Origin of the sequence: Pantoea sp. Fr+CA_20 (assembly GCF_024520835.1) — a bacterium.
Lineage (GTDB): Bacteria > Pseudomonadota > Gammaproteobacteria > Enterobacterales > Enterobacteriaceae > Pantoea > Pantoea allii.
In genome coordinates, this window is the sequence record NZ_JALNPN010000010.1 from 96,485 (window position 1) to 122,516 (window position 26,032).

Annotated in this window: 19 protein-coding genes; 11 read left to right on the top strand and 8 right to left on the bottom strand. The window is 57.1% G+C overall.

What is annotated here, in order from left to right; genetic code table 11:
- Nucleotides 1–69 precede the first annotated feature (69 nt).
- The gene (gene robA / locus NR177_RS13725; RefSeq protein ID WP_256853074.1) at nt 70–936 is read left to right on the top strand and encodes an MDR efflux pump AcrAB transcriptional activator RobA; all 867 of its coding nucleotides are present in this window, start codon (nt 70–72) and stop codon (nt 934–936) included.
- Between the two features lie 39 nt (nt 937–975).
- On the opposite strand, the gene gpmB is transcribed toward robA, so the two are convergent.
- Nucleotides 976–1,623, bottom strand: coding sequence for a 2,3-diphosphoglycerate-dependent phosphoglycerate mutase GpmB (gene gpmB, locus NR177_RS13730; RefSeq protein ID WP_063878344.1), 648 nt, complete (start codon nt 1,621–1,623; stop codon nt 976–978).
- Nucleotides 1,624–1,683: 60 nt separating this feature from the next.
- Here gpmB and yjjX point away from each other — a divergent pair, with 60 nt between their 5' ends.
- On the top strand, nt 1,684–2,202 hold the full coding sequence (yjjX, locus tag NR177_RS13735; RefSeq protein ID WP_096010951.1) for an inosine/xanthosine triphosphatase: 519 nt from the start codon (nt 1,684–1,686) through the stop codon (nt 2,200–2,202).
- Here the strand turns inward: yjjX and trpR are convergent, their stop codons facing one another.
- Together trpR and sltY are read right to left on the bottom strand one after the other, a co-directional pair.
- Nucleotides 2,203–2,523, bottom strand: a complete 321-nt coding sequence (gene trpR, locus NR177_RS13740; RefSeq protein ID WP_063878342.1) for a trp operon repressor — start codon at nt 2,521–2,523, stop codon at nt 2,203–2,205. It lies immediately after the preceding gene.
- A gap of 44 nt (nt 2,524–2,567) precedes the next feature.
- A complete protein-coding gene (gene sltY, locus NR177_RS13745; RefSeq protein ID WP_096010949.1) occupies nt 2,568–4,487 on the bottom strand; it encodes a murein transglycosylase in 1,920 nt (639 codons plus the stop codon).
- 270 nt (nt 4,488–4,757) lie between these two features.
- On the opposite strand from sltY, the gene atzF reads away from it, so the two are divergent.
- The 9 genes from atzF (at nt 4,758) to NR177_RS13790 (ending at nt 18,805) form a co-directional block, all read left to right on the top strand.
- On the top strand, nt 4,758–6,554 hold the full coding sequence (gene atzF / locus NR177_RS13750) for an allophanate hydrolase (RefSeq protein WP_256853075.1): 1,797 nt from the start codon (nt 4,758–4,760) through the stop codon (nt 6,552–6,554).
- Nucleotides 6,555–6,557: 3 nt separating this feature from the next.
- Nucleotides 6,558–10,175 (top strand): urea carboxylase, encoded by a 3,618-nt coding sequence (gene uca / locus NR177_RS13755; protein ID WP_256853076.1) that lies wholly within the window; start codon nt 6,558–6,560, stop codon nt 10,173–10,175.
- Between the two features lie 9 nt (nt 10,176–10,184).
- Nucleotides 10,185–10,886, top strand: coding sequence for a GntR family transcriptional regulator (locus tag NR177_RS13760; RefSeq protein WP_063878338.1), 702 nt, complete (start codon nt 10,185–10,187; stop codon nt 10,884–10,886).
- 30 nt (nt 10,887–10,916) lie between these two features.
- Nucleotides 10,917–12,185, top strand: coding sequence for an urea ABC transporter substrate-binding protein (gene urtA / locus NR177_RS13765; RefSeq protein ID WP_256853077.1), 1,269 nt, complete (start codon nt 10,917–10,919; stop codon nt 12,183–12,185).
- 77 nt (nt 12,186–12,262) lie between these two features.
- Nucleotides 12,263–13,828: an urea ABC transporter permease subunit UrtB gene (gene urtB / locus NR177_RS13770; RefSeq protein ID WP_256853078.1), complete on the top strand. Its 1,566-nt coding sequence runs from the start codon at nt 12,263–12,265 to the stop codon at nt 13,826–13,828.
- Nucleotides 13,828–14,904: an urea ABC transporter permease subunit UrtC gene (gene urtC, locus NR177_RS13775; RefSeq protein WP_145393586.1), complete on the top strand. Its 1,077-nt coding sequence runs from the start codon at nt 13,828–13,830 to the stop codon at nt 14,902–14,904. The genes urtB and urtC overlap by 1 nt, the downstream gene beginning before the upstream one ends.
- Nucleotides 14,897–15,688, top strand: coding sequence for an urea ABC transporter ATP-binding protein UrtD (urtD, locus tag NR177_RS13780; protein WP_063878334.1), 792 nt, complete (start codon nt 14,897–14,899; stop codon nt 15,686–15,688). Before urtC ends, urtD begins: the two co-directional genes overlap by 8 nt.
- The gene (gene urtE, locus NR177_RS13785; RefSeq protein ID WP_063878333.1) at nt 15,689–16,387 is read left to right on the top strand and encodes an urea ABC transporter ATP-binding subunit UrtE; all 699 of its coding nucleotides are present in this window, start codon (nt 15,689–15,691) and stop codon (nt 16,385–16,387) included.
- A 300-nt stretch (nt 16,388–16,687) separates the two neighbouring features.
- Nucleotides 16,688–18,805 (top strand): TonB-dependent siderophore receptor, encoded by a 2,118-nt coding sequence (locus tag NR177_RS13790; protein ID WP_218994928.1) that lies wholly within the window; start codon nt 16,688–16,690, stop codon nt 18,803–18,805.
- Between the two features lie 41 nt (nt 18,806–18,846).
- On the opposite strand, the gene NR177_RS13795 is transcribed toward NR177_RS13790, so the two are convergent.
- The 5 genes from NR177_RS13795 to NR177_RS13815 all read right to left on the bottom strand — a co-directional run bounded on the left by NR177_RS13795 (nt 18,847) and on the right by NR177_RS13815 (nt 25,957).
- Nucleotides 18,847–20,079 (bottom strand): MFS transporter, encoded by a 1,233-nt coding sequence (locus tag NR177_RS13795; RefSeq protein WP_256853079.1) that lies wholly within the window; start codon nt 20,077–20,079, stop codon nt 18,847–18,849.
- Between the two features lie 88 nt (nt 20,080–20,167).
- A complete protein-coding gene (locus tag NR177_RS13800; RefSeq protein ID WP_256853080.1) occupies nt 20,168–22,519 on the bottom strand; it encodes a GNAT family N-acetyltransferase in 2,352 nt (783 codons plus the stop codon).
- Nucleotide 22,520: 1 nt separating this feature from the next.
- A complete protein-coding gene (locus tag NR177_RS13805) occupies nt 22,521–23,813 on the bottom strand; it encodes a lysine N(6)-hydroxylase/L-ornithine N(5)-oxygenase family protein (RefSeq protein ID WP_256853081.1) in 1,293 nt (430 codons plus the stop codon).
- A gap of 10 nt (nt 23,814–23,823) precedes the next feature.
- Nucleotides 23,824–25,377, bottom strand: a complete 1,554-nt coding sequence (locus NR177_RS13810; RefSeq protein WP_109716581.1) for an aspartate aminotransferase family protein — start codon at nt 25,375–25,377, stop codon at nt 23,824–23,826.
- A gap of 349 nt (nt 25,378–25,726) precedes the next feature.
- Nucleotides 25,727–25,957 carry a hypothetical protein gene (locus NR177_RS13815; protein ID WP_218994921.1) on the bottom strand — a complete coding sequence of 77 codons (231 nt, stop codon included), beginning with the start codon at nt 25,955–25,957 and terminating at the stop codon, nt 25,727–25,729.
- Nucleotides 25,958–26,032 lie beyond the last annotated feature (75 nt).

Here is a 26,032-nt window from a genome sequence, read left to right on the forward strand (position 1 = left end):
CTTTTAAGCAATAAGTGCTATTATTCGTCGACTTCATTTAGCTGCGCCACCAGAGTATGAGGATGTTTTATGGACCAAGCCGGTATCATTCGCGATTTGCTTGCCTGGCTGGAGAGCCATTTGGATCAACCACTTTCACTGGATAATGTTTCCATTAAAGCGGGTTATTCTAAATGGCATCTACAACGGATGTTTAAAGACGTTACCGGACACGCCATTGGCGCTTACATCCGGGCACGACGTCTTTCCAAAGCAGCGGTAGCACTTCGCCTGACCAGCCGCCCGATTCTCGATATTGCTCTGCAGTATCGTTTTGATTCACAACAAACCTTTACGCGAGCCTTTAAAAAGCAGTTTAATCAAACACCTGCATGGTATCGCCGTTCGTCAGAATGGAACTCCTTTGGTATCCGCCCGCCGATTCGGTTAGGGAATGAACAGCAGCCGGAACCGCAGTTCGTGACGCTTCCGGAAACCGTGCTGGTGGGACAGACACAGAGTTATACCTGTACCCTGGAACAAATCTCCAGCTACCGTGATGAGATGCGTGTTCATTTCTGGAAACAGTTTCTGCTGGAAACGGATACGGTTCCGCCCGTGCTTTATGGGTTGCACCAGGTCCGTGCCAGTCATGAAAAGGATGATGAGCAGGAGATTCTGTACACCACGGCCGTTCCTGCCGACAGCGCAACCACGATGTATTCAGGGCAGAAGGTGATTCTTGAAGCGGGGGATTACGTTCAGTTCAACTACAATGGCCCGCGCGTGGAACTGCAGGAATTTATTCTGTTGCTGTACGGAACCTGTATGCCAACGCTGGGCCTGACGCGCCGTATGGGGCAGGATATTGAACGCTTTATTACCCATGGCGGCAAAAAGCGCAGCGAGCCGCCAACAGAGATTCACTGTGAATATCTGATTCCGATTCGCCGTTAAACGCTTGCGGTTATGCCGTCATCATGACGGCATAACCGATTAACGCTGAAGCTCGTCCATCGCAGGCGCGTCGAGGTGGGTGATATCACCCGCGGTCTCCACGACCCAACCCTGCGCCAGCCACGCGCTCTGCTGATGATCGACGCGTGAGATCGAACAGTTGCGCAGGCGAAGACGACGCTCGGCATAAGCCGGCAGCCCCAGAATCGTGCTGACCAGAACCCCCAGCGCCATACCGTGGCTGACCAATAATGGACGGCTACCTGCTGGCAGCGCAAGACAGGCATCCAGAGCAGCCTGCATACGTTGCGCCAGCTCCGTCATTGACTCGCCCTGAGGAATACGGCCACCCTCGGTTCCGTTAACCAGCGAAGCGCGCCAGCGCTCTTCTTCCGCGCTCAGTTCGTCAAGCAGACGCTTTTCCAGTACGCCCATATTCAGCTCCCGCAAACGCGGGTCGAAGGTAATGTCACATCCACAGGCATCAGCAATGATTTCAGCGGTGCGCCGGGTGCGCCCTAAATCGCTGGAAATGATATGTGTGATACCTGCGTTTTTGATACGTTCACCGACCTGACGGGCTTGTTGCTCACCTTTTTCCGTCAGCGGACTGTCGGAGTGCCCTTGAATGCGACGCTCTGCATTCCATACCGTTTCACCGTGACGAACAAGATAGACCTGTAGCATGCTTAGTTTCCGTTATACTGCGACCAAAATCGCCTTTATTACCTGAGGGTTCAATTGATTATGTACCATGTTGTCGCAGCTACCATTAATCCAGCAAAGATTCGTGCAATTGCTCAGGCATTCAACGACGTTTTCGGCGAGGGATCCTGCCATATTGAAGGGGTCGAGGTCGAGAGCGGCGTTGCCGCACAGCCATTAACCAATCACGAAACGCGAACTGGCGCACGTCAGCGTGTCATGAATGCCCGTCAGGTTCGCCCGGAAGCCGACTTCTGGGTGGCGATTGAAGCCGGTATTGAAGAAGAGTCTGCCTTTGCCTGGATGGTGGTGGAAAACCAGAAACAGCGTGGCGAGTCGCGTTCGGCCAGTTTTACCCTGCCGCCGGTTGTGATGGCCGGATTACGTGAAGGTCGCGAACTGGGCGAAGAGATGGCACGTCTGACCGGGGTCGAAAACATTAAACACAAAGGTGGCGCGATCGGTACCTTGACCAATGGCCTGCTTAGCCGCACCAGCGTCTACCACCAGGCCTTGATTCTGGCGCTCTGCCCGCTCACGCATCCGTTCTATCAGCAATAATCAGCGGCGATGAAGTTGCGCTTCCAGCCAGCGCTTCAGCTCTGGAGGGGCTTCTTTCAGGCTGTTTGAACCACGGGTTATCGTGGCAATTCCCACGCCCAGTTCATTTTTCAACTCACGCTGGCTGATATCGCCATTCAGCAAGGATTCAATGATACGCAAGCGTGTACCAAAAGCCTCTCGCTCATCAGGCGTCATCATCAGTTGCAACAGCGGCAGCGCGTGATGGTCCGCAAAAGCCTGTTGCATCAGGTCAACAAAACGCAGCCAGTCAGCGTCCGCAGCCGGTTCAGTGTTGGATGGCACAGAGGGTTGATTCATGAAAGGCTTCCGTACTCGCTAAAGAGTACGGAAGCTTAACACAGCTAGTAGCGGCGATTCCACTCAGCATCTGACAGGATCTTGTCAGGCTGGCCCATGAAATACCGGTAGTAGGCATCATAAGCCAGCACGTTCTTCACGTAACCTCGGGTTTCGGAAAACGGAATGGTTTCGATAAAGGCGACCGCGCTCAGATTCCCTGCGGTACTGCCCTGCCACGTCCGTACCCGGCCCGGCCCGGCGTTGTATGCCGCGGACGAGAAAATCCGGTTCTTATCAAACTGCTGGTAAACATACTCCAGATACTGCGTCCCGATCTGGATATTGGTTTGCGGATCGAACAGCTGAGACGGATTGACATAGCCGGGTATGTTGAACATCTTCACGGTGTGCGTCGCTGTCGCGGGCATAATCTGCATCAGCCCACTGGCCCCCACCGGTGAACGCGCTTTGGGGTTCCACGCACTTTCCTGACGGGAAATGGCCATCGCATAACTTTGCGGAATGGTTTTCCCCTGGGTGTTCTGCTTATACAGATCCTGCCATGCCAGCGGGAAACGTTCTTTCAGGCTGTCCCACATTTTCGCGGTAATCGTCGCCTGTACGCTCAGATCCCACCAGTCCTGTTCGCTGGCATAACGCGCCAGCATCTGCTGCTGCACATGGGTTTTGCTGCCAATCAGGTTAGCCCATTCGCTGCGTGCCAGGTTGTCCATCCCCCAGTACATCAGCTCACGCACACGTGCCAACTCCGGCCCCTGGATTGTTGCACTGTCCGGTTTTGGAGCGGCATCCACCTGGAGTGGATATTCCACGCCCAAACGTTGCGCGGCGACCATGGGATAAAAACCGCGTGACTTCATCAGCTTATGCAGTATTTCATCCGCTTCTTCTTTGCGATCTTTTGAATAAAGCAGATCGGCCTGCCAGTATTGCCACTCATCTTTCTCTTTTGCCTCAACCGGCAGACGAGCAATCCAGGTGTTCAGACCACGGCGATCGTTTTCAGTGAGCGCCAGGCGCACCCGCCGCTCTATTAACGCGGTAGACTCACTGTCCATCACCACCGCATCGCGCCAGCGCGCCTGCTCGGACGTCAGATCGCTCCCCATCATGCGCCAGACCACAATTTCTTTCAGCGCCTGCTCATCTTCGGGGCCCATTTTTTGCGCCCGCACCAGTTGCGGGATCATGCTACGGGCATTTTCCATATCGGCACGCGCGACGCGGGTGAACGCAAAAATCGTGGCCTGCCGTGTGAAATCGGTCGCACCGACGCTGTTGGCAAAGGTTGTAACGGATTGGGGATCTTTCTGCAGTGCCAGCAACGCATCCGACATCGTCTTATAATCGGCGGGCAGCGTTTTCGCCAGGTAGCTGACCAGGCTGTCATTGCCCGCTTTCATCGCCAGACGGATACGTTCAAGAATGGTGATGGGAGAAAGCTGACCGCTGGCCTGCCAGACAGAAAATAACTTGTCACAGTCATTCGGCAGGGCCGTACCACGCAGCCAAATCGCTTTTGCACCGTCAAAGGCGACCTGCTGCTGACCGGTTGACCATTTGGCATAGTACCAGTTACAGCGCGCCTGAACCGGCGTGGGTTCATCGGGGCTGAAGTTGAGCACGCCTTGCCAGTCCTGACGATGTGCCAGTACGTTAACAAAACGCGTTTTCAGCGAGCGGGCGGGCGGTAACGTGGGATACTTTTGAATGAAATTCTGTACCGCCAGGCTGGTTTCCTGATCGAGATCCTGTGCCAGCAGACGATATTCTAAATACGGGTAAAGCGGATAATCCTGCAGCGTCGGTAACAGCTGTTCGACTGTCGCCATTTGATTACTGTCCCACGCCTGCTTAATCTGTTGATATCGTTGCCGTTGTTGATCAAGCGAATCAGCCCATGCGCTGCCTGCCGTGCTGACCAGGCAGATCCCTATCATCCAGTTACGCCACTTCTCCACGTAAATCTCCTCTGTTGCTGGGCGCTGGCTACGTGCCAGACGTTATTCATGCTAACCAGGGGAAGCCACTCTTGCCATGTTCTTCACAAAATTTACCTTAGCAGACGTTCAACGCACCGCGATGTCACAATGCCTGCGCGACAACTGTGCATTTTATCATCACATATACTTATGGATGGCTGAATTATCTTATTGATTCATATAATTAAAATTCTGGCACAGGCTTTGCTTTGTTGAATCCCATCTTGTATACCTGTTGGAATTCACTGCATGGCTTCGACATTTGGCTTAACCCTAAAAGAGTGGCAGCAACGCGCTCAGCAGCACCCTGAGCAGATCCACACGCTGCTGGCGGCCCATCTTTCTGAGCTGGACCCGGAAGATAATGCCTGGATCTACCTTGCCACGCCGTCCCAGTTAATGGCGCAAACTGAGCCGCTCCTGGCGCGCTACCAGCAGGACCCGGACTCGCTCCCACTGTTTGGTGTGCCCTTTGCAGTGAAAGACAACATTGACGTGGCTGGCTGGCCGACAACCGCCGCCTGCCCTGCTTTCAGCTATACCGCTGTTGATGATGCATTTGTGGTGGCGCGACTCAAAGCGGCGGGCGCGGTGGTGATGGGAAAAACTAACCTCGACCAGTTTGCTACCGGCCTGGTCGGCACACGTTCACCCTACGGCGCGGTATGTAATACCTTTGACCCGGATTTTGTCAGTGGCGGTTCGAGTTCCGGCTCTGCCTCGGTCCTGGCACGGGGCCTGGTGGCGTTCTCACTGGGTACCGATACCGCGGGTTCAGGCCGGGTACCGGCAGGATTCAACAACATTGTCGGCCTAAAGCCAACCAAAGGCTGGCTGTCCGCTCGCGGCGTCGTCCCTGCCTGTCGCCTGAATGACACGATCTCGGTGTTTGCACTGAGGGTAGAAGAAGCCTTTACCGTGGCCAGCCTGGCGGGTGGATACGATGCGCAGGACGCTTACTCCCGCGTTAGCCCACGCACGGCCCCCGCCGGCATGAAAACCCATCCTGATTTCGCCATTCCTGCTTCACCGCCGTTTTTTGATGATGCGGCTGCCGAAGCGGCATGGGATGCGGCGCTGGCCGCACTACAGGAGAGCGGCGCAACGCTGCATCCCATTGATTTTACGCCTTTCAGCCGACTCGCTGAACAGCTTTACCACGGCCCCTGGGTGGCCGAGCGTACCGCCGCCGTGGGTGAGATGCTTGCCCAGCCCGAGAAGATGGACCCGGTGGTGCACGGCATTGTCTCCAATGGCCTGAAATACAGCGCGGTCGACGCTTATCAGGCCGAATACCTGCGCGCCGATTTGACCCGCCATATCCAGCAGGTTCTGGCGCAGTTTGATGCGCTCGTCGTGCCCACCTCCCCCACGATTTACACCCTGGAGGAGATGCAGCAAGAGCCGGTGCTTTATAACTCACATTTTGGAACGTACACCAACTTCACTAATCTGGCCGATCTCGCGGCGCTGTCACTGCCCGCCCCTTTCAGAAACGATGACCTGCCGGCAGGTATTACCCTGATTGCGCCCGCCTGGCACGACCGCGCCCTGGCGCAGTTTGGCCTGCGCTGGCAGCAGGCTATCGCCCTGCCGCTGGGGGCGACCGGCAGAGCCCAACCTGCTGCGCCTGCACCACTTCCCCTTTCCAGCGACCACGTTCGCATTGCGGTGGTGGGCGCGCACCTGACCGGCATGCCACTTAACTTTCAGCTCACGCAACGCCAGGCAGTCTGGGTAGAAGAGACGCAGACCGCCACGCAGTATCGCCTGTTTGCCCTGTTGGATGGCCCCATCAAAAAACCCGGTCTGATGCGAGCGGAACAAGGCGCAGCCATCACCGTCGAGTTGTGGGATATCCCACTGGCGCGCTTTGGCGAGTTCGTGGCCGAGATCCCAGCGCCATTAGGCATTGGCAGCCTGACGCTCGCCGATGGTCGCGTAGTGAAAGGCTTTATTTGTGAAGGTTCCGCGCTCACACACGCGCTGGAGATCACCGAATTCGGCGGCTGGCGTCACTGGCTCGCCTCTCTGGAGAGTCAATAAATCATGTTCAGCACCGTCCTGATTGCCAACCGTGGCGAAATTGCCTGCCGCGCTATCCGTACCCTGAAACGTCTGGGCATCACAAGCGTCGCGGTCTTTTCCGATGCCGACCGCAACGCGCAACATGTTAAAGATGCCGATATCGCCATCGGTCTGGGCGGTGACAAAGCCAGCGACAGCTATCTGCGCATTGATAAGATTCTGGCCGCCGCGCAGGAAAGCGGGGCGCAGGCTGTCTGGCCGGGTTACGGCTTTCTCTCTGAAAGTCTGCCGTTTGCGGCCGCCTGTGAGCAGGCCGGTATCGTGTTTGTTGGACCGACCGCGCAGCAAATTGGTGAGTTTGGCCTAAAACATCGCGCGCGTGAGCTGGCAGCGCGCGCCGGAGTGCCCATGACGCCGGGTACGGCGCTGCTCGACTCACTGGATGACGCCCTGGCCGCCGCAGACAACATCGGTTATCCGGTGATGTTAAAAAGCACTGCCGGTGGCGGTGGGATTGGGCTGACACGCTGTGCCGACGCCGATGCGCTGCGTCAGGCCTGGGAAAGCGTCCGTCGGCTTGGCGAACAGTTTTTCAGCGACGCAGGCGTATTTCTTGAACGCTGCATCGATCATGCCCGTCACGTTGAAGTGCAGATCTTCGGCGATGGCAAGGGTACCGTGGTCGCCCTGGGTGAGCGCGACTGCTCACTGCAACGCCGCAACCAAAAAGTGGTAGAAGAAACGCCCGCGCCCTGTTTACCCGCCGCAACCCGTGATGCACTGCTGGCCTCAGCGGTGCGGCTGGGCGAGGTGGTCAATTACCGCAGCGCGGGAACCGTCGAGTACATTTACGATGCACAACAGGACGCCTTCTATTTCCTGGAAGTGAACACTCGCCTGCAGGTTGAGCATCCGGTCACCGAATGCGTCACCGGTCTTGACCTGGTGGAGTGCATGTTGCGCGTCGCGGCCGATGACGCGATCGACTGGCCACGCCTGCAGCAGGCACCTCAGGGTGCCTCGATTGAAGTTCGGTTATACGCCGAAGATCCGCTCAAAAACTTTCAGCCCAGCCCTGGCGTGTTAACCCACGTCAGCTTTCCCGACGATGTGCGCGTCGATAGCGGGATCGCCACCGGTAGCGAGGTTTCAAGCTACTACGATCCGATGATTGCCAAACTGATCGTACACGCCGAAACCCGTGACGCCGCGCTGACCAAACTGCAAGCCGCACTGGATGCCACCCAGTTGCACGGCATCGCCACCAATCTTGACTACCTGCGACAGATTGTCGCCACCGACGCGTTTCGCACTGGCAAGGTCTGGACACGTTTTCTGGATAATTTCACACCGTCGGCAGCCGTGGTGGAAGTCCTGCAGCCCGGCACCTTCAGCTCCGTGCAGGATGTACCAGGTCGCCTTGGCTACTGGGATATCGGTGTGCCGCCGTCAGGCCCGATGGATGACTATGCTTTTCGCCTGGCCAACCGCATCGTCGGCAATCACGAGGCCGCTGCCGGGCTGGAATTTACCTTACAAGGCCCGACGCTGCGTTTCCATTGCGCGGCGACGATTGCCCTGACCGGCGCTGACTGTGCCGCCACGCTGGACGGTGAACCCGTCGCTAACTGGCAGCCTGTTACGGTCAGGGCAGGACAAACGCTCACGCTGGGACGCGCTCAGCGCGGCTGTCGCTGTTATCTGGCCATTCGTAACGGTTTTGATGTGCCGGAATACCTTGGCAGCCGCGCCACTTTCTCGCTCGGGCAGTTTGGCGGGCACGCGGGGCGGACGCTGCGGGTCGCCGATATGCTACCGGTTTCCCAGCCATTGCTGGCGGCCTGTACCACGCCAGCGCCAGTCAGCGCACCTCAGGCACTCAGCCCGGCGCTGATACCGGATTATACCAACGAATGGCGCATTGGCGTGCTGTACGGACCGCACGGCGCACCTGACTTCTTTACTCAGGCGGCCATCGATGACTTCTTTGCCAGCGACTGGCAGGTTCACTACAACTCCAACCGTCTTGGCGTACGCCTGGTCGGGCCAAAACCCAGTTGGGCACGCGCCAACGGTGGTGAGGCGGGCCTGCATCCGTCTAACGTGCATGACTGTGAGTACGCCATTGGCGCGATCAACTTTACCGGCGACTTTCCGGTGATTCTGACCCATGACGGCCCAAGCCTTGGCGGTTTTGTCTGCCCGGTGACGATAGCGAAAGCCGAGCTGTGGAAAGTGGGTCAGGTCAAACCCGGCGACAGTATTCGTTTTCACCCCATCAGCGTTGAAGAAGCCACCGCGCTGGAAAACGCCCAGAGGCAGGCAATTGCCACACTGCGCCCCCAGCCTGCGCCAGCCTTTCCCGTGCCCTCACTGGCCGAAAACCGCTTTGGTTCCGGCACGCTGCTTGCCGCCGTTGCGGCCACGGAGACCTCTCCACAGGCGGTCTATCGCCAGGCTGGCGATAAGTACATCCTGATTGAATATGGCGATAACGTCCTCGATCTGGCGTTGCGCCTGCGCGTGCATTTGTTAATGGAAGCGCTACGTGACCGGCCCGTTGCCGGTATTGAAGAGCTCTCTCCCGGCGTGCGCTCGCTACAAATTCGCTATGACAGCCTGGTCTTGAGCCAGTCGCAGTTGATGGCCGGGTTACTGGAACGTGAAGCCCTCCTTGGGGATGTGAGCCAACTGAAAGTCCCGTCACGCATCGTCTGGCTGCCGATGGCATTTGAAGACAGCGCCACGCTCGGGGCCGTTGAGCGCTATAAAGAAACCGTGCGGGCCAGTGCGCCCTGGCTGCCAAACAACGTCGATTTTATTCAACGTATCAATGGATTACCCCACCGCGAACAGGTGCGTAAAACGCTTTTTGACGCCAGTTACCTGATTCTGGGTCTGGGCGATGTGTATCTCGGCGCGCCCTGCGCCGTGCCTGTCGATCCGCGCCATCGCCTGCTGAGTTCCAAGTACAGCCCAGCCCGTACCTTTACGGCAGAAGGCACCGTCGGCATCGGCGGTATGTATATGTGCATTTATGGCATGGACTCGCCCGGCGGCTACCAACTGGTCGGTCGCACCTTACCCATCTGGAACACCTTCCTGAAAAACCCGCAGTTCAGCGCCGGTGAGCCGTGGCTGCTGCGCTTCTTCGATCAGGTGCGCTTCTATCCGGTGACGGAAGAGGCGTTAACGCAGCTGCGTGACGATTTCCGCGAAGGTCGCGCCACGCTTCGTATCGAAGAAACCGAATTTGATTTTGCCGCCCACCAGCAGTTTCTGACAGATAACGCTGAAGATATCGCGGATTTCCGCCAACGCCAGGCTGCGGCTTTCGACCAGGAGGTCACGCTGTGGTCGCAGGAGGAACAGGAGGTCGCGTCCCCTTCTGATACTGCACCGGATGCCGCCGTGGAGGACGACAGTGCCCTGTCCGTACAGGCGGATATGAACGGCAACATCTGGAAAGTCCTGGTGCAGCCCGGTGACGACGTCAGCGCCGGTCAAACGCTGGTGATTGTTGAAGCGATGAAAATGGAGCTGGCAATTGTCGCCCCGACGGCGGGTCGGGTGAAACGCGTCGACTGTCAGGCAGGCCGCGCCGTCAATCCCGGCGATTCGCTGCTGTGGCTGGAATAAGGAGAGCCGATGACAACCCGATCCCCTCGTCATAAAGGTCGCCCGGAAGCGCTGGCGGAACGCGTTTATCAGACACTGAAAAACGACATTTTTGAATTTCGCCTGATGCCCGGTGACCGCTTCAGCGAAAGTGAAATCGCTGAACGTATGGCGGTCAGCCGTACGCCGGTGCGCCAGGCGCTGTTCTGGCTGGAGCGTGAAGGTTATGTCGACGTCTGGTTTCGCAGCGGATGGCAGGTAAAAACCTTTGATTTCGCCTATTTCGAGGAGCTGTACGACCTGCGAACGGTGCTGGAGTGCGAAGCCGTGAAGCGCCTGTGTGAGCTGCCCTCGGCGCAGTGCGCCGCCCGGCTGCGCGAGCTTTATCAGTTCTGGTGTGAGGCCGCCCGTCTGGATGAGGGCAAGAAGGTGTCCCAGCACGATGAAGCCTTTCATATGACGCTGGTTGCCGCCGCTGGCAACAGTGAAATCGCACGTATCCACGCCGAACTGACCGAGAAGATCCGCATTATCCGACGTCTCGATTTTACCCGCGAAGACCGGATCGCGGCGACGTATCGCGAGCACGCGCAAATTTTACAGGCCATTTTATTGCAGCAAACCGGTGAAGCCCAGCAGATGTTGAGTGGGCACATTGCCGCCAGTAAGGCAGAGGTCAGAAAAATCACAATCCATATGTTACAGCAGGCCAGGCTCCAACCCATCGAATAACGTATCCATCTAACCAGGGGTTTAACATTGATGAAAAGACGTTCATTGCTTAAGGCTTTTGCGCTCTCCGCTACCGTCGCAGGTATGGGATTCTCATGGAGTGCTCAGGCGGCTGACACGATTAAAGTGGGCATTATGCACTCGCTTTCCGGCACCATGGCGATTTCTGAAACGCCGCTGAAAGATGTCGCCCTGATGACCATTGATGAAATCAATGCAAAAGGCGGCGTGCTGGGTAAAAAGCTCGAACCGGTGGTGGTGGACCCGGCATCAAACTGGCCGCTGTTTGCAGAAAAAGCGCGTCAGCTAATGACCCAGGATAAAGCGGCCGTCGTTTTCGGCTGCTGGACATCGGTATCGCGAAAATCCGTGCTGCCCGTCTTTGAAGAACTCAACGGCCTGCTCTTCTACCCGGTGCAATATGAAGGCGAAGAGATGTCCCCCAACGTTTTCTATACCGGGGCAGCGCCTAACCAGCAGGCCATTCCTGCAGTGGAATACCTGATGAGCGAAGATGGCGGCAGTGCCAAACGCTTCTTCCTGCTGGGAACAGATTATGTTTATCCCCGCACCACCAATAAGATTTTGCGCGCCTTCCTGCATGCCAAGGGCGTACAGGATAAAGACATCGAAGAGGTCTACACGCCGTTTGGCTACAGCGATTACCAGACCATCGTGTCGAATATCAAAAAGTTTGCCGCTGGCGGGAAAACGGCGGTGGTCTCCACCATCAATGGCGACTCCAACGTGCCGTTCTATAAAGAGCTGGCTAATCAGGGCATCAAAGCCACCGAGATTCCGGTAGTGGCGTTCTCTGTGGGCGAAGAAGAACTCCGGGGGATTGATACTAAACCTTTAGTCGGTCAGCTCGCCGCATGGAACTACTTTGAGTCGCTGGATAACCCCACCAACGCTAAATTCGTCGCCGATTATCGTGCTTATGCCAAAGCCCATAACCTGCCCAACGCCAGCAGCGTTGTCACCAACGATCCGATGGAAGCCACCTACGTTGGCATTCACATGTGGGCGCAGGCGGTAGAAAAAGCGGGCACCACCGATGTAGATAAGGTGCGTGCCGCCATGGCCGGTCAGACCTTCAAAGCGCCGGATGGCTTTACCCTGACGATGGACCAGACCAACCACCATCTGCATAAACCCGTGATGATTGGCGAAGTGGAAGAGAACGGTCAGTTCAACGTGGTCTGGCAGACCGACAAACCGGTACGCGCCCAACCCTGGAGCCCGTATATCCCCGGTAATGACAAAAAACCCGACCACCCTGTGAAAACATCCCAGTAAAACAGGTGCCGCCCTTGTCCCGGAATAAGGGCGGCAAAAAGGACTTTCCATGCTCGCTTATTCAATGAGGCTCACTCATGACGCTTCGCCTGTGTTTCTTTAGTTTTTTGCTGCTCCTGCCGCTGTTTGCCAGCGCCGGACCGGCAGCCGACTACGCTGCGGCCAGCCGAACCCAGCAGGCGGCATTGCTGCAACAGTGGGCGGCTGCGCCGGATGCCAGTCGCCTACCGCTGCTTCAGGCGCTGAAAGCCGAAACCGTGGTCACGGATCAGGATCGCCATCCCTTCAGTAAAACCGATAGCAGGTTGCTGCCGCTGGATGCCGCCCTGCAGCCGACGGGTGAAGTGAAAAAACTGTTTATGAACAACCGGCTGCGCGTGCTGGTTGCCAGTGCCCTCGCCGCCCATCAACTGGTGAGCAATGATGCCAGCGTGCGCCTGAGCGCAGCTCAGCAGTTACAAAATGATGCGGCCAGCGATCTGCTTCCGCTGATTACGCAGCGCCTGAGCGTCGAAAAGGATGCGCGAGTGCACGCTGCGCTGGCAATGACAGCAGCCAACCTGCAACTGACCAGCTCTCAGCCCATGGTTCGGCTGCGGGCGGTAAAACTATTGGGCGAGTCCAGCGATCCCAATACCCAGGCCAGCCTGCAACGGCTGACGCAGCCCACAGCGGAACCCGATGAAACCGTCCGTGAAGCGGCGGCAGACAGCCTGAAACAGATCAAAAGTCGCCTGATGTGGGGCGATCTGCTGGGTCAGGCGTTTAGCGGCTTATCGCTGGGTTCGATACTGCTGCTTGCCGCGCTGGGTCTGGCAATCACCTACGGTCTGCTGGGGGTGATCAATATGGCGCACGGGGAAATGTTGATGCTGGGTGCCTACGCCACCTGGATGGTGCAAAACCTGTTTCAGCAGTTCGCGCCGCACTACATCGACTGGTATCCGCTGCTGGCGCTGCCGGTGGCCTTTTTGATGACCGCCGCTATCGGTATGGCGCTGGAACGCACCATTATCCGCCATCTTTATGGCCGCCCGCTGGAAACGCTGCTCGCCACCTGGGGCATCAGCCTGATGCTGATTCAGCTGGTGCGAATGCTGTTTGGCGCGCAGAACCTCGAGGTCGCTAACCCCACCTGGCTGTCTGGCGGTTTGCAAGTGCTGCCTAACCTGGTCCTGCCCTGGAACCGCATCGCGGTCATTCTGTTCGTGGTGTTTGTGCTGATGCTGACCTGGCTGCTGCTGAACCGCACGCGCCTGGGAATGAACGTGCGCGCGGTAACACAAAATCGGGCCATGGCCGACTGCTGCGGCGTACCGACGGGACGCGTGGACATGCTGGCTTTTGGCCTGGGCTCCGGCATTGCCGGGCTGGGCGGCGTGGCCCTGTCCCAGTTGGGTAATGTCGGCCCGGAACTCGGCCAGGGCTACATTATTGACTCCTTCCTGGTGGTGGTGCTCGGCGGGGTCGGTCAACTGGCCGGAACCGTCGTGGCGGCGCTGGGGCTGGGCATTCTCAATAAAGTGCTGGAGCCGCAAATCGGCGCGGTGCTGGGGAAGATCCTGATTCTGGTCATGATCGTGCTGTTTATTCAAAAACGTCCGCAAGGACTGTTTGCGGTGAAAGGAAGGGTGACTGACTAATGACGCAACCGATCACCTTACGTCTGACTCGCCAGGCCCCGCGCCTGACGCTGTGTATTGGCGCACTGGTTACGCTGATGCTACTGATGATGCCGTTTCTGGCGCTGCTGCCTGCCGCCCATCCGCTGGCGATATCAACCTATACCTTAACGCTGGTGGGGAAAATCCTGTGCTATGCCGTCGTCGCGGTGGCGCTGGATCTGGTCTGGGGCTATGCCGGTTTACTCTCTCTGGGGCACGGTCTGTTTTTTGCGCTGGGCGGTTATGCGATGGGCATGTACCTGATGCGTCAGGCGGCGGGCGACGGCGTACCGGCCTTTATGGCCTTTCTCTCCTGGGATCGCCTGCCGTGGTTTTGGGCGGGCACCCAGCATTTTGCCTGGGCGCTGTGCCTGATTGTGCTGGTGCCCGGCCTGCTGGCGCTGGTGTTTGGTTTTTTCGCCTTCCGCTCGAAAATCAAAGGGGTTTATTTCTCGATCATGACCCAGGCGCTGACCTATGCCGGTATGCTGTTGTTTTTCCGCAACGAGACCGGCTTTGGTGGCAACAACGGCTTTACCGGTTTCACCACCCTGCTCGGCTTTAACGTCACCGCCACCGGCACGCGCATCGGGCTGTTTATCGCCACCGTTATGCTGCTGTTAGCCAGTTTGGGCCTGGGTTTTGCCCTGGCTCGCAGTAAATTTGGTCGGGTGCTGACTGCGGTTCGCGACGCGGAAAACCGTCTGATGTTCTGCGGTTACGATCCGCGCGGCTTTAAGCTGTTTGTCTGGACGCTGTCCGCCGTGTTGTGCGGTGTGGCGGGCGCGCTCTATGTGCCGCAGGTCGGCATTATCAATCCCGGTGAAATGTCCCCGACCAACTCCATCGAAGCCGCCATCTGGGTCGCACTGGGCGGGCGTGGCACGTTAATTGGCCCACTGCTTGGCGCCGCAATTGTTAACGGCGCGAAAAGCGTTTTCACCGTCGCCTTTCCAGAATACTGGCTGTTCTTCCTGGGAATGATGTTTATCCTGGTCACGCTGTTTCTGCCGCGTGGTGTGATTGGCCTGCTGCGTCGGAGAAAACATGACTGAGCACCCGTTTACCCAATCGTTTCCTTCGGATCGCCATCGTGTTCAGCGCGATCCGGTGTTGCAACTGGAACAGGTCACCGTCTCCTTTGATGGCTTTCGCGCGCTGACCGATCTTTCCTTAGCGATCGGCGTTGGCGAACTGCGCTGCGTGATTGGTCCCAACGGGGCAGGGAAAACCACGCTGATGGACGTGATTACCGGCAAAACACGGCCAGATAAGGGCCGGGTCATTTACGATCAGGATCACGATCTCACGGCACAGTCACCTGTGGAAATTGCCCGCCGTGGTATCGGGCGCAAGTTTCAGAAGCCCACGGTGTTTGAAGCCCTGACGGTGTTTGAAAATCTGGAGCTTGCCCTGAAAACCAGCAAAACTGTCTGGGCCAGTCTGCGTGCACGGCTTAACAGCGAGCAGCGGGATCGCATTGACGAGGTCCTGCTCCTGCTGCGGCTCACCGGTTCGCGCCAGCGCCAGGCGGGCTTGTTGTCACACGGGCAAAAACAGTTTCTGGAGATCGGCATGCTGCTGGTACAGGAACCGCACCTGCTTCTGCTGGATGAGCCCGCCGCGGGCATGACCGATGCGGAAACCGACTATACCGCCGAGCTGTTCCGCGGTCTGGCAGGGAAACACTCACTGATGGTGGTTGAGCACGATATGGGCTTTGTGGAAACCATTGCCGACCACGTGACGGTTTTGCATCAAGGCAAGGTGCTGGCGGAAGGGTCGCTGCGCGACGTTCAGGCCAATGAGCAGGTCATCGACGTTTATTTGGGGCGCTAAATGTTACAGGTATCGGAACTGCATCAATATTACGGCGGCAGCCATATTCTACGTGGCCTGTCCTTTGAGGTTAAGACCGGTGAGATCACCTGCCTGCTGGGCCGCAACGGCGTGGGAAAAACCACCCTGTTGAAATGCCTGATGGGGTTGATTCCGGCCAAATCGGGTGAGGTACGCTGGCAGGACAAGTCGATTGGCGCGCGAAAGCCTTATCAGCGCGTGCAGTCCGGCATCGCTTACGTCCCACAAGGACGCGAAATTTTTCCGCGTCTGACGGTCGAGGAGAATCTGCTGATGGGGCTGTCACGCTTTCCCGCTGCCAGGGCGAAACAGGTTCCTGATGAGATTTATCAGCTTTTCCCCGTGCTGTTCGACATGAAGTCACGTCGTGGCGGCGACCTGTCGGGGGGACAACAGCAACAGCTGGCCATTGGACGCGCGCTGGCAAGCCGTCCGCAGTTGCTGATCCTCGACGAGCCCACCGAAGGGATTCAGCCGTCGGTGATCAAAGAGATTGGCATGGTGATCCGTCAGTTGGCGCAACGCGGCGATATGGCGATTCTGCTGGTCGAACAATTCTATGATTTTGCCGCTGAGTTAGCCGACAGCTACCTGGTCATGTCGCGCGGCGAAATTATTCAACGCGGTCGGGGTGACGATATGGAAACGGATAACGTGCGGAGCCTGGTCGCGATCTGAGGTGACAGCCACGTAGCAGGTCAGAAACGCTTGCTGACCTGCCCATCTTGTTTACCTGGCGAGTGCCGCACGAGCCGCCATTTTCCCCCGCTGAAATCGACCTGAGCCCACCCGCCATCCACGCCGTTTTCCTTCTGCCTGCAATTTCTTCAGCCATAACGGTGAACATGTCTTGTAATGATTAACAGTAAAGGCAATAATTCTCATTTGCATTCAATGCGCATTATCTGATCGTAATCAAAATTTACGCTCCTTTCCTCTGACAGGAGCAGGGTATTTACCTTTTGTAAGGGATAAACAATGAGAATGCCTTTCGGCCCGAAACGGTTAGCGTTGCTGTGTTCCATCGCCATTGCCACACCGGCAGTCACGTTTGCCGCCAACACGCTGGTGGTGACGGCAAAGCCTGAAGAAACGTCGACAACCCCAACAGAAGGCTATACGGCGACCGTCAGCAAAGGCGCGACCAAGACCGATCGCCCGCTGATCACCACCGGTCAGTCGGTGTCGGTGGTGACGCGCCAGCAGATGGACGATCAGGGCGCAATGGATGTGAATCAGGCGCTGAACTATACCGCGGGCGCCTTTACGAACTTCGCCGGCGCGGCCACCCGCTACGATACGGTGTCGCTGCGCGGTTTCCACGGCGGCGATGTGGATAATATTTTCCTCGACGGCCTGCGCCTGATGAGCGATCCCGGCAGCTACAACGTGCTGCAGGTTGATCCCTGGTTCCTCGAACGCATTGATGTGATCAAAGGGCCTTCTTCCGCCCTGTACGGCCAGACCGTTCCGGGTGGCTTAGTCATGGAGACGTCTAAGCGTCCGCAGTATGCCCCCGCCGGTCACTTCCGCCTGTCCACCGGCACTCACAACACCAACAGCGCCGCATTTGATTACACCAATGCGATTAACGATCAGTGGGCTTTTCGTCTGACCGGCATCACGCGCAACAGTGATACGCAGTACGATCATACCCGCGAAGAAAAATATGCGATTTCACCCTCGCTGCTGTGGCAGCCTGATGAGGATACCTCACTGCTGTTACGCGCCTATCTGCAAAAAGATCCTTCCGGTGGCTACCACAGCGCCGTGCCGGGTGACGGCAGCATCACCGAGCATAACGGACGTAAGCTCAGCACCGGTTTTTATGACGGCGACAGCACGCTGGATCAGTTCAAACGTCGTGAGCAAATTTACAGCGCGGAGTTCGCTCACCGCTTTAACGAAACCTGGGCCTTCCGTTCCAACGCCAGCTACTCCCATTCCAATGTGGATTTGGATCAGGTTTATCAGGCTGGCTGGGATTCCCCTCAGTCTGAACTGCTCAACCGCTACTACTCCGGTTCACGTTCCTCACTGCAGGCGTACGCGATCGATAATCAACTGGAAGCCGATTTTGATACGGGCCCGGTGGATCATAAGGTGGTGCTGGGCGCGGAATATCATCAGTACACCAACGATTTGCGGGATGCCAGTGGTTTAGCCAGCCAGCTCAATGCGCTGACAGGCCAGGCCGTGGGACCGAATCCGGCTTACGTGTTCCAGAACTCGCAGCGCCGTTACTATCAAACCGGTATGTACCTGCAGGATGAGATGAAATGGGACAAGTGGCATCTGGATCTTTCCGGCCGCTACGATCGGATCGTCTCTGAAAACAGACAGTACAGCAGCGATACGCAGTATCGTCGTCAGGACGATCACGTGAGCGGTCGCGCGGCGCTGCTGTATGCATTCGATAACGGTATCTCTCCGTACGTCAGCTACAGCCAGGCCATTACGCCGCAGTCCCTTTCCGGACAGGATGGCAATCTGCTGAAACCCACGACCTCGGAACAGTACGAAACCGGCATTAAATACCAGCCGGTGGGCACGTCCGATCTCTACTCGGCGGCTATCTACGATCTGACCCAAAATGACGTCGGCAATCGTGTGGTGGTGGGGTCCTATTATGAACCGGCCGGGAAAGTGCACTCGCAGGGGCTTGAGCTGGAAGCACATAATCAGTTAACCCCGCGACTGAGCACGCTGGCGAGCTTTACGCTCAACCACGTGCGCTTTAAAGATTCCATCGACGGTAATAACGGTCATACGCCTTACGTCACGCCTGATTCGATGGCTTCCGCGTGGGCGAAATACCAGTTTGACGCCGGGATCAGCATCGGTGCAGGCGTGCGTTACATTGGTCGGCAGTGGGCAGACAATGAAAATACCACCCGTCTGCCGTCTGCCACGCTGTTTGATGCCTCGGTACGTGCCGATTTAGGCGCCTGGAACAGCAGTCTGAAAGGGGCTTTTGTGCAGGTTAACGCCAATAACCTGACCGACCGCGACTATGTGTCCGCCTGCTACGGCACCGGTTTCTGCTACTGGGGCGCGGAACGGACCGTCGTTGCCACTGTCGGCTACGATTTCTGATCGCTACCGAACAGGCGGCAAACCCTGCCGCCTGTCTCACCCTATACTGCGACGACGCGATGTCGTCGCTGATTTTCGCGCAGAAACGACCGCACCAGTCCCAACCATAGCAAGCCGCACAACAGATTCACCAGGCTGAACCAGGCCATCCCGCCACTGAAATACGCCACTTTGACCGCCTCAATGCCCAGCGCAAACACCACCATACTGATCATGCCCAGCATCGCCGCCACGCTGCCCTTCCCTGCCCGGCTGGAAAAGAGCGTCAGTCGGTACAGCCCGGCATTCACCATTCCGGTGCCGAAGCCGTAAAGGCTCAGGCCCGCCGTCAGCCATACATAGCTGCCCGCATCCATAAGCGCGCCGACAGCGGCTATCGCCAGACCGGTAATAATCGGCCAGGCACCCAGCCGCAGCGGCTGCTCAACCGGCAGACGGCTGGCAAGCCGACCCAGCGTCAGATTTCCGGCAATCATCGCCACAAAGACCGGCAACTGGAGCAGCGCATATTCCATTCGGCTCAGCCCCAGATCATGGATCAGGATCACCGGAGAAAGGGCGACCCAGCCCAGACAGGGAATGGTGACCAGGCCAATGGCCAGCGAACCGCGTATCACCTGCCGCTCTTTTAACAACGCGTAATAGCCCGCTGCCAGCGACGTCAGCGACACAGAGGTGTTTCTGTCGCCCGCCGTTTCCGGCATCGAAAACCACAACCCCGTCAGCGCCAGGGCAGACAGCGCAGCAAAAAACAGAAACAGCGTGCGCCAGTCTGCGACGGCAAGGAACGCCGTGCCCGCCAGCGGCCCGGCCAGCGGTGCCAGCAGGGCCACGTTAGCCATCAGCGCCATCATCTTTACGCTGAGTGCGTCGTCAAACGCTTCCTGAATAGCGGCATAACCGACCGCGCCGATGAAACACAGGCTGATGCCCTGAAGAAAGCGCAGCAAGATAAACTGCCCCATGCTCTGTACCCAGTGGGTCGCCAGACAGGTCAGCATGAAAAACGCGACGCCCGCCAGCAAGACCGGGCGGCGTCCCAGTTTGTCCGACAGCGGCCCCAACAGCCACTGCAACACCATGCCGCCCATCAGGTAAGCGGTCAGTGACGTGGACACCCACTCCGGGCCGACATGAAACGCCTGCGTCACCCGCAACATGCCCGGCTGAATCATGTCGTGCGCCAGATAGGTAGCAAATTCAAATAACACCAGTGATAAGGGAAACAGTAAATGTCGACGCGTGAGGCGCGAGACAGGTTGAAAAAGAGCCATCGTGAATACTTTCCAAAACAAGATAAAAAAACGCGGCCGCCTGAGCGACCGCGCTGATACTGTCCGACGTGCTGACACCGCTAACGGGCTAGCGCCATGTGGCAATTGGGTTAACCAGCGTGCCGGCAAACTTGAGGTTTTCTGCGGGATCGGACAGGTTAATCATCTGCTGGTTATTCGCCAGTTGCAGGCGATTCAGGCAGGAGCGGGTAAATTCGGGCGCAAACATGTCGTAACGGGCGAACTTGCTGGCAAGCTGCGGGTGCGCCTGCTGATAGTCCTTCACGCACTGCGCCACCAACTGCCAGAACTGGCTTTCCGACAGCGTATTCGACTGATGCAAAATCGCGCTGATAAAGCGGAAGATGCAGTCGAAGACGTCGGTAAAGATCGACAGCAGTTTAAGGTGCTCAGGCACGTCCACCGCCAGTCGCTGCACCTTTTCAGGCAGAACGGCATCCGGATTCATCACCGCGATCTCCTCCCCAATGTCCTTCATATAGGCGCTGACCGGCACATTGTTTTCCAGCAGCAGGATCAGGTTTTCGCCATGAGGCATAAACACCAGATCGTGTTGATAGAAGCAGTGCAGCAGCGGGCTGAGGTAACAGTTCAGGTAACGACTAATCCACTGTTCCGCAGGCAGGCCGGAATCGGCGATCAGCGCGGGCAGTAACGGCTGCTGATGGTGATCGACATGCAGCAACGCGGCCATGGTCATTAAACGCTGGTTGGGCTGCAGATCAGTGACCGGATTATCGCGCCACAGGGCCGCAAACATTTTCTTGTAAGCGGAGTCGCCTTGAATGGCGCGTTCGTAGTGTCGGTTGTGATAGCCCACAGCGGCCACTTCGCGCAGGATGCGGAAATCACAGCGCTGGAGCCAGTCATCCTTTGCCACCAGCCTTTCCAGCCATTCATTAATCGCGGGCGTGGTCGCCATATAGTAAGGAGAAAGGCCGCGCATAAAGCCCATGTTCAGCACCGACAGCGCCGTTTTCACATAGCGTTTACCCGGCTGACTGCGGTTGAAAAAGGTGCGAATCGACTGCTGCGCCTGATAGCCATCGTCCCCGATCCCCAGATAAATAATGTCCTGGCTGGCAATATCCGCGGCAAACACCGTCAACAGTTTATTCTGCCACTGCCAGGGATGGACCGGCATCAGGATATAGTCGTCCGTGACGACACCCTGGCTCGCCAGCTGAGCGGCGAACTGGTCAAGCACAGGCTGTCCTAACTCTTCCTGCAGCAGGCGCTCATAGCTCAGCTCGCTGATGCTGGAGAAGTGGGCATTACGGCGATGCACAGCCACCCAGATCAGATTTACCGGCGTGGCGGCTTCGGGGGCATAAGCCAGATAATCGCGCGCATCAAAACCGATACGGCCGTTATTGGCGACAAAGCAGGGATGGCCTTCCGTCATCGCGGATTCGACGGTCTGAAAGTCCGCCTTTACCAGCGCCTGGCTGTCTGGATTGTTCTTCTGCAGTTTAAACACGCTGCTGCACAAGGTGCTGCTGATCTCCTCCATATAGGTCGCCAGCAGCGCCTGAGAAATGCCGATTTGCGCATTAAACTCCTCAATAAACTGCAGCGCATCCAAGGGTAAACGGCGGCCGTTTTCCTGTTTATCCAGCGACGCCAGATCGATTTCCCAGTGGTCAAGCGCCCGGCGTTGTGCGGAAAAAACGTATGCCGATTCGCCCCCCGGTACGGCCAGTTGATAACGGCCAGCGCCCATGTCGACAGGCGTGATCAATTTTTCGTGCGCGAATTCGGCAATCGCTTTGCGAATCAGTAAACGGTTGGCTTGCAGCCAGTCATTGCCGGTAAGGTGTGAACCGTTCAACAGCGGTGTGGTGTTATTCATCAGTGAATCCTGCAGTAGAGCCTGTTGATAATCTTCGCGCTGGCAGAAGGCCAGCCAGGCGGTTTTATGTTCCATATCAATCTGGTGCTGATAGCGAAAACCGGCACGTTTATTCAGGCGATGGATTTTGTCATTGCGCACGTCCGGCTCGACCACCACGCGGTTGACCTCGGGGCGGCTGAACAGGTAGTCCATGACCGTACTGAACACCTGCCAGCTAAACTGGCTGACCGGGTTCACGGCGGGCGCGATCAGAATATGCATGCCGTAGTCGTCTGGCTGTGCGGGATAATGCCTGCCGACCTCATCCTCGCTGGCGCGATAGCATTCGATCAGAAACGCCGGTTCGCCATCGCAACAGCCGATTAAGGCCGCATGGGGATCTTTTGCCGTCAGCTGTTGATAGAATTCGGCGACCTGTTCAGGTGAGTGATCCTGCATGCCCCAGAAACGGGCGTAGTCGCGCGTGACCCAGCGGTGAATAAGCATCACGTCGTCGGGCTGCATGGCACGGAGGGTAAACTGGCCCGCAGGTCGGGCCGCAGTGAAAAGCGTTGACTGTGACATATCAATGTTCCGATTGGGCCGGGAAGGTCTGGAAGGCGATCTGCCGCTCGACGGGATAAATTTCCCGCCCGGTGAGTTCACGCAGGAGCACCGAGTTGCGATAGCAGGCCATGCCGAGATCCGGCGTGACAAAGCCGTGCGTATGCAGCTCTGCGTTCTGCACGAAGATCTGGTTGTGCTGGTCAATACTGTAATTGCGCTGGACGTCGTAACGGCCCTTCTCATCCCAGCGCAGACGCTGGCTGATGCCTTCGATAAACATCGGCGGGCGATACTGATAACCCGTAGCCATCACCAGGCCCTGAGTGCGGCGCGTATACGCACAATCCTGCTCCTGCTGATGCAGCGCGAGTTCAAACTCCCCGCTCGGCAACCAGCGCATGCCGGTAAGTTCCGAATGGGTGAACAGGTTAACGTTCAGCGCGCCATCCAGTTGCTTGACGTACATCAGGTCGTAGATGTCATTGATTAAGGTGCTGTTGATGCCTTTGTAGAGGTTTTTGTGGCGCGCGTTCAGCGCATCACGTTTTTCCCCCGGCAGCGCGTGGAAGTAGTCGACCCATTCTGGCGAGGTCATCTCCAGCGTCAGCTTGGTGTATTCCAGGGGATAGAAGCGCGGTGCGCGGGTTATCCAGTTAAGCTGGTAGCCAAACCGATCGATGTCCGTCAGCAGGTCGTAATAGATCTCTGCGGCGCTCTGACCGCTCCCCAGCACGGTGATGGTGCTCTTTTTCTGCAGCTCCGCCTTGTCCGCCAGATACTGGCTGGAATGGGTAAAGCGCGACTGATGCGATCGGCTGCACTCCGGCAGCCACGCGGCAGGCCCGGTGCCCAGCACCAGTTTACGCGTCAGCCACTCCTGCTGTTGCCCGCTGACCGTATCCACCGCGCGAATACGGTAGCACTGCTGGGCATCGTCGTAGCTCACGTAATCTACCCGCGTATTCCAGCGCAAATTACTCAGCTGTGCGCACGCCCACTGACAGTACTGGTTGTACTCTTTACGCATCAGGAAAAAATCTTCGCGGATATAGAACGAATAAATTTTCCCCTTCTGTTTCATGTAATTCAGCAGGCTGTAAGGATTGGTGGGATCGGCCAGCGTCACCAGATCGGCCATAAACGGCGTTTGCAGGTGCGCACTTTCCAGCATCATGCCGGTATGCCAGTCGAACCCCGGATTTTGATCCAGAAAGAGGCCGTTCAGCCCCTCAACCGGCTCGCTCAGACAGGCCAGGCTGAGATTAAAAGGCCCAATACCAATACCGATAAAGTCATAAATTCTGTTGTTCATCGCGCCGTTCTCACTGGTTAGCCACCTGTAATGTCATGTCACGCGCCTGTTCGCGACCGTAATGGGCGATCAAGGCAATCACATCTTCCATGTCAGCTAGCGAGGTGGTGGGATTAAGCAGCGTAAATTTCAGGTACTGGCGGCCATCCACTTTGGTACCGGCAATCACCGCATTACCGGAACGGAACAGGGCCTTGCGGATACCGGCATTGATGGCGTCCAGCTGTACCGGATTCATGCCGGGGCGCGGCACGAAGCGGAAGATTTGGGTGGTCAGTTCAGGCGCGTGCAGGACCTCAATCACCGGATGGGCTTTCAGCAACTGATGGGTTGCCTGGGTTAGCGTAATAAGGCTGTCAAACGCCTCACCCAGCTTCGCCGGCCCCATGATGCGCAAGGTCAGCCACATTTTCAGCGCGTCAAACCGGCGCGTGGTCTGAATACTTTTATTCACCAGGTTTGGCGTCCCTTCCTGCTGAGCGCTGAGCGGATTAAGGTAATCAGCATGGTGCGTCACGTGGCTGAGGTGCTGTTTATCGCGCACGAAGAACGCCCCGCAACTCACGGTCTGGAAGAACGACTTGTGATAATCCACCGTCACCGAGTCGGCTTTTTCAATGCCGTTGAGGCGCTGGCGATGCGCTTCCGAAACCAACAGACCGCAACCGTACGCCGCGTCGACGTGCATCCAGATGCCGTGCTGCTGACACAGTGTCGCGATGGTTTCCAGCGGATCGATGCTGCCGAAATCGGTGGTGCCGCTGGTGGCGACGACGGCAATCGGGATCAGGCCCTGCTCGTGGCAACGCGCAATCTCGTGCGCAAGCTGCACGCTGTCCATGCGGTAATCGTCGTCGTAATCCACCGGAATGACCGCATCGTAGCCCAGCCCGAGAATGGCCATCGATTTCTGAATGCTGAAGTGGCTCAGTCTGGAGGTCAGGACGCGCCATTTGGCGGCATCGGCCGGCAGGCCCTGATGTTTGATCAGATGGCCCGGATGATGTGCGGCGCACCAGCTGTCGCGTGCCAGCAGCATCGCCATCAGGTTTGACTGCGTCCCACCGCTGGTAAAGATGCCGTCGGCGCTCGCCGGCAGACCGATGCGGCTCAGCGTCCAGTCAATAACCTTCTGTTCAATCAGCGTTCCGCCCGCGCTCTGATCCCAGGTGTCCACGGAGCTGTTGACCGCGGCCATGATTTGCTCCGCCAGCAGCGATGGCAGTACCACCGGGCAGTTAAGGTGCGCCACGTATTTGGGGTGATGGAACCAGACGGCATCACGCAGATACAGTGACCCTAACTCTTCCAGCGCAGCCTCATTATTTCCCAGCGGCTGGTCAAGATCGACGGCGCTAAAAGCCGGGGCCAGCTCGTGAGGCAGGATACCGCTGAAGGGTTTCTCAACGCGCTGAACGGTGTGGGTGATCAGCGTCAGCGCCTCCTGCGTTTGCTGATGCCAGGCCGAAATTTGCGCATCATTGAAAATAAAGTCCTGAGCAGTAAGGACCGCATCAGACAGCTGTCGGTGAGGCACCGACGGGTTTTGCTTACGTACCACCATATCCCGTTCCTTTATTAAAGGCGTAAGCCGCCCAGCCACCGTTTAAAAAGGGCAGCAGCCTGCGCCAGACCACGCGAGTCAATTCAGATTCAGTAACCTTTAGCCGAAACGGCTCACCCATGAGGTCAAAATTTTTGAGAATTTATGTCCACAAAAAAGCTAAAAAACTACATTTTATGTGGTTTATTTGCATTAAATGAGTAGTTGTTAATGACAATAACAATATAAATAATAATCATTATCATTCAATGTTTGGAAGGGCGAGTTTTCTCATAAGGATGAGTAATGTCAATTTATGTGATATTTGTCACATAAATTGACCTGGGGAAGATAAGGGATATTGGTTGCATTAGGCAGCATCGCACTTTCCTGCCGCCTTAGAACGCCAGGTGGATCGCGTTTTCCACCAGGCCGACGCAGGGTTAACAGCGGGATGCTCAACGATAAAACGGCGATAGCGATCTGCTGTGTGTCCAGCCAGAACAGGCTGCGGTGGCTTAAATGGCTTACAGGCGAGCAGGTAGAAGACGTGAACAGGCAGATGGGTATAAGACGCGCTATCCACGGGCTTTCGCCACATGGACGATCATCCTGCCTGCCTCACGCGTTCTGATGCAGAAGAGACTCACGCCGACGCTGTCGTGGCAGCAGAAGC